This is a genomic window from Methanofollis ethanolicus (assembly GCF_001571385.1).
In the GTDB taxonomy this organism is placed as follows: domain Archaea; phylum Halobacteriota; class Methanomicrobia; order Methanomicrobiales; family Methanofollaceae; genus Methanofollis; species Methanofollis ethanolicus.
Genome location: NZ_BCNW01000002.1, coordinates 1 through 4,729, shown reverse-complemented (window position 1 = coordinate 4,729; position 4,729 = coordinate 1). Strand labels below are relative to the sequence as shown.

Below are 4,729 nucleotides of genomic sequence, written 5' to 3'. Positions count from 1 at the left end.
GAAGAAGATGGACGCGGCGTCGGCGCGGGAGAAGGCCCTTGCGGAACTGCGGCGTGTCGGCATGGAGGACTGGGCCGACCACTATCCTGCCGAACTCTCCGGCGGCCAGGCGCAGCGTGTCTCGATCGCCCGCGCCCTTGCGATGGACCCCGACGTGATCCTCTTCGACGAACCGACCTCGGCCCTCGACCCGGAACTGACCCGCGAGGTGCTCGAAGTGATGAAAAACCTCGCACGCCAGGGGATGACGATGCTCGTCGTCACTCATGAGATGGGATTTGCCCTGTCGGTGGCAAACGAGATCCTCTTCATGGAGCACGGGAAGATCACCGAACGCGGCTCTCCTGCACAGGTCAGGGATGACCCGGCATTTGCACGGATGCGGAAGTTCATAGGGAAGTTCGGAGATTTCGGAGACGGTTCTGGACAAGAGAATGACTGACGTTACTTTTTTTACGGGGGTCCTTCTCCCCGCCCTCCTGAAGGGCGGGATCGTCTCCCTCCAGTTGATCGCCCTTGCCGCCCCCTTCGGTCTTATGGCCGGGATCGCCATCGCCGTCGGCAGGACGTACGGCGGCCCGATCGTCTCCGGCCTCTGCCGCGGCTATATCATCTTTTTCAAGGGTTGTCCGCTCCTCCTGCTCCTCTTCATCCTGTACTTCGGACTCCCGTCTCTCGGCATCACCCTCCCGGCCTTTGTGGCGGCGGTGATCGGTTTCATCCTCTGTAATGGGGCATATAACTCCGAATATATCAGGGGCGCCCTCCTCTCGGTGAAGGAGGGGCAGATGATCGCAGCCCAGGCCATCGGCATGAGCCGCTGGCAGTCGATCCGCTATATCATCCTCCCGCAGGCCCTCCGCCGTGCGATCCCCGGCGTCTCCAATGAGTTCATCTACCTGATCAAGTACTCCTCCCTCGCGTACCTGGTCACGGTCACGGAACTGACCGGGGCCGCGAAGATTGCCGCCGCGAAGTACTTCGTCTATTTCGAGGCATTTACCCTCGTCGGGATCTTCTACCTCATTCTCGTCAGCATTGCGACGGTCGCGGCCGGCGTCCTGGAGAAGAAACTTGCCATCCCCGGTTTTTCCGGGAGATGAACCCCCTGTTTTTCTCTGAGGTCATCCCAGAACTGATCCGAACCTTCATGCACGCCGATGAAAGGACGCACATTCGGTTCTGAAAAATCGGCTCTGTAGAATCGGGCATGAGTCTCGGGGGACTCAAGCATACGCTATGAAAATTGTTTTTGTGGTCTGCTGGTCAACATGCCTTCCCCCACGCTCGCGCCGGGGGACTTTTGCCCCCGGACCCCCGCAGTGCGATAGGGCCGGGAAGGCAGAATGCGGACCTCCCATCTCTGAAAGGGGATGCTCGATGAGAGTCAGAGTTCCGTGCAAACCCGGAGAGACGTTCTTCGGGATCATTTTCATGGTAAACCCTTGCGGGAAAGTACTTCCTGACGTGATAGGGGAAAAAATTCTGTTCAGAAGTGCCTGGTCCAGGGGGGCTGCCGCTCGAAAAACTACGTTTTTCTCGACTCCCGTCGGTCGCCCTCCCATACCCCCTGCCATTACGATAGGGGCAGGGATGGCCTCCTCCTCCAGGACTCCGACCCTTTCTTCCCGGGACCAATCCTCGCGCGGGGTCCGGGGGCAAAAGTCCCCCGGCGAATGGGAAGGGGAAGGCAGAGGATCGGCACGCACTATCAACCGATGGAGGAGGATTTCTACAAAGCCGAAAAATCCTGTTCTGGCGTCTTGTCCGGGGTGTTTCACCCCCCGCCCTCGAAGACTTCGTCTTCTCATGCTCGCTAACGCTCGCACCCCCCCTCATTGCGATAGGGGGCGGAGGGCAATCTCCTTCATCAGGATCTCTCTCTTCCCCGACCCGATCCTGTTTCGGGGGTCCGGGGGCGTCAGTCCCCCGGCAGAGAGGTAGGGGAAGGGGGTGGTTTCGCACAGTTCTTCAGGGAATTCAGGAAGATATCGACCCGATCATGAATTTTCTCCCGATCCCTGCATGAAGAGGTGGGGGGAGTGAACGAGAGTTATGGGATGACCTCTTAGTGTGACGGAAACCTATTTCCCGGTATATTTATGGCAGACAACCAGTAATGGAGTTCACGGACCATGTTTATCCTCGCGGTCGTCGGCTCTGTCGTCGGCCTGCTCTTCATGACCAATGCAGGCCTGTACTGGCTTGAAATCATCGACCACTACATCAACAACTTCCTGATCCTCTTCATCGGCCTCTGTGAGGCTATTGTCATCGGCTATATCTACGGCGCCCCGAAAATGTGCGAGTTCGTCAACCGGTTCTCCGACCGGAAGGTCGGGTGCTGGTGGGACCTCTGTATCTGGGTCGTCCTCCCGCTTTTCCTCGGGACCGCCATCGTGCTCAACACTATCGACGGTATCGCCAACCCCTATGGCGACGGCACCCTCTCCTGCCAACCTCGTCGGCTGGGCGAGTGGTCATCGTCCTCCCCGTTCTCTCGCTCCTCGTCTCGTACGCCCTCAGGAATTGCAATGGCGTGGAAGCAGAGAAAAAGGCCTCTGACTGACCCTTTCGTCCCCCTCTTTTTTGCGTGATTTTCTGCTCATTGCTCTTCAAATATCTGATGATTTATGTTTATGTCGCACAATTTGCCATATCTTCGGATAATCTCTCTGTTCCTCTCCCCTGCTGCCCGGCGGGGCCTGTCCCTCATCAAGTCATAAAGGATAAATTAACCTCATGCCTAACTCATCATCAATGAACGCGAAGATGTGCGGTGTCCTGCTGGTGCTCGTGCTCGCCGTTGCAACCTGTTTTGCAGGCTGTACCGGTAGCCAGACTCCTGCGGGCCCGGGTTCTGAAACCGGCGGCGTCAATGAGACGCCCCTCTATGTGGTCGGTGTCGACGGGGCGTACCCGCCCTATGCATCCATCCAGAAGGACGGCACGATCACCGGTCTCGATGTCGAGTCCATCCAGTGGATCGCCGAGAAGAAAGGCTTCCGCGTGAAGATCCAGCCGATGGACTGGGACGGTATCATCCCGGCACTCAATGCCCACAAGATCGACATGGTCTACTCGGGCATGACCATCACCCCCGAGCGCCTGGAAGCGGTGAACTTCTCCATTCCGTACCTGACGATCAACCAGTCCTTTGCCATCCGCAACAACTCCGCCGTTACGATGGCCGATATCGAGGCGGGCAAGGCCGTGATCGGTGCCCAGCGCGGGACGACCGGTGCCTACTGGGTCGAGGAGAACCTGATCGAGACGGGCAAGATGCCGAAGGAGAACCTGAAGCTCTACGACAACTTCCCGCTGGCCATCACCGACCTCGTTAACGAGAGGATCGATGCCACGGTCTATGACCGGCCCCCCCACCTGAGTGCGATCGAGGGCAAGCCCGCCCATATCATCGGCGAGATCTACACCGGCGAGAACTATGGTGTCGCCATCCGCAAGGATGACTCCGAACTCCTCGCCACCATCAATGAGGGACTCACCGAACTGATGGCATCGCCGAAGTGGCAGGAACTCCTTGAGAAATACGAGATGAACTGAGGCGGTATCCCCGTCATTCCCCATTTTTCGCCAACCGGAAGCAGCGGCAAACCCCAAACCTTTTCTCAAATGCGGGCAAAGTATGAGTATTCGAAACGATTTCCGAAATTCTGAGGGTCTGGCCGATCCCGGACACGGTCGATAGGGACTGAACATGGACGTCATAGCTATCCTGCTGGACTGGTTCCCCTTCCTTTTCGGGGGTCTTATAGAAACACTGGGTCTTGTCCTGGCCTCTCTCGGGGTCGGGCTGATCTTCGGCCTTCCCATGGCTCTCGGCCAGATCTACGGGAGCAGGCTGATAAAAAGTGTGATCTCGGTATATGTCTGGTTCTTCAGGGGTCTACCGGTGCTCGTGCTCCTCTTCCTTTTCTTCCTGGGCATCTTCCCCTCGCTGAACATGGGTAACGCCCCTCCTTTTGTTGTGGCCGTTGTGGTACTCGGTCTCCGCGGGGCGGCGTATCAGTCCCAGATCTTCCGGGGTGCGATCCAGTCGATCAGCGAGGGGCAGATGACTGCGGCGCGGTCCCTTGGCATGACCCGCTTCCAGGCGATCAGGCACATCATCCTGCCGCAGGCGATGCGGATCGCCCTGCCCGGATGGTCGAACGAGTACCCGACGGTGCTGACCGATACGGCCATCTGTTATGCGATCGGGGTGCAGGAACTCCTGACACGGACGACATACATCGTGGCGCAGACCTATATCACAATGCCCATCTATCTGGCCGCGGCCGGGATCTATATCCTCCTGAACTACGCGGGCATGAAGGTGCTCACCGTGCTTGAAAAGAAGACCAGCATTCCAGGCTTCGGACAGGGGGCTCTATAAAAATGGGTGCAGACAAGTATATCCTCCGCGTCGAGGAGATCCACAAGGCGTATGGCGACCGTGAGGTGTTGAAGGGCGTCTCCTTCGCTGTGCGGAAAGGGGAGACGAAGGTGTTCATCGGGCCTTCGGGCACAGGGAAGAGCACGCTTCTCCGGTGCATCAACCAGTTGACCCTGCCCGACCAGGGCCGCGTCTTCCTGAACGACGAGGAGGTGACGAACTCCGGCGCCCGGATCAACTATTTCCGGCAGAAGATCGGGATGGTTTTCCAGAACTTCTACCTCTTCGACCACCTGACCGCGGTGCGGAATGTGGAGGTCGCACTCCTGAAGG

At 58.2% G+C, this 4,729-nt stretch carries 6 protein-coding genes; all 6 read left to right on the top strand.

What is annotated here, in order from left to right; genetic code table 11:
- The coding region (locus tag MEFOE_RS13160; protein WP_153016005.1) for an amino acid ABC transporter ATP-binding protein at positions 1-442 on the top strand (442 nt) is incomplete at its 5' end.
- Complete coding sequence (locus MEFOE_RS13155; protein ID WP_067052520.1) at positions 435-1,103, top strand: amino acid ABC transporter permease; 669 nt, start codon at positions 435-437, stop codon at positions 1,101-1,103. The genes MEFOE_RS13160 and MEFOE_RS13155, both read left to right, overlap by 8 nt.
- Positions 1,104-2,135: 1,032 nt before the next feature.
- Positions 2,136-2,597, top strand: coding sequence for an SLC5/6 family protein (locus tag MEFOE_RS13150; RefSeq protein ID WP_067052518.1), 462 nt, complete (start codon positions 2,136-2,138; stop codon positions 2,595-2,597).
- A gap of 163 nt (positions 2,598-2,760) precedes the next feature.
- Positions 2,761-3,564 carry an ABC transporter substrate-binding protein gene (locus MEFOE_RS13145; RefSeq protein WP_067052517.1) on the top strand — a complete coding sequence of 268 codons (804 nt, stop codon included), beginning with the start codon at positions 2,761-2,763 and terminating at the stop codon, positions 3,562-3,564.
- A 154-nt stretch (positions 3,565-3,718) separates the two neighbouring features.
- On the top strand, positions 3,719-4,396 hold the full coding sequence (locus tag MEFOE_RS13140) for an amino acid ABC transporter permease (RefSeq protein WP_067052516.1): 678 nt from the start codon (positions 3,719-3,721) through the stop codon (positions 4,394-4,396).
- A 2-nt stretch (positions 4,397-4,398) separates the two neighbouring features.
- The coding region (locus MEFOE_RS13135; RefSeq protein WP_153016004.1) for an ATP-binding cassette domain-containing protein at positions 4,399-4,729 on the top strand (331 nt) is incomplete at its 3' end.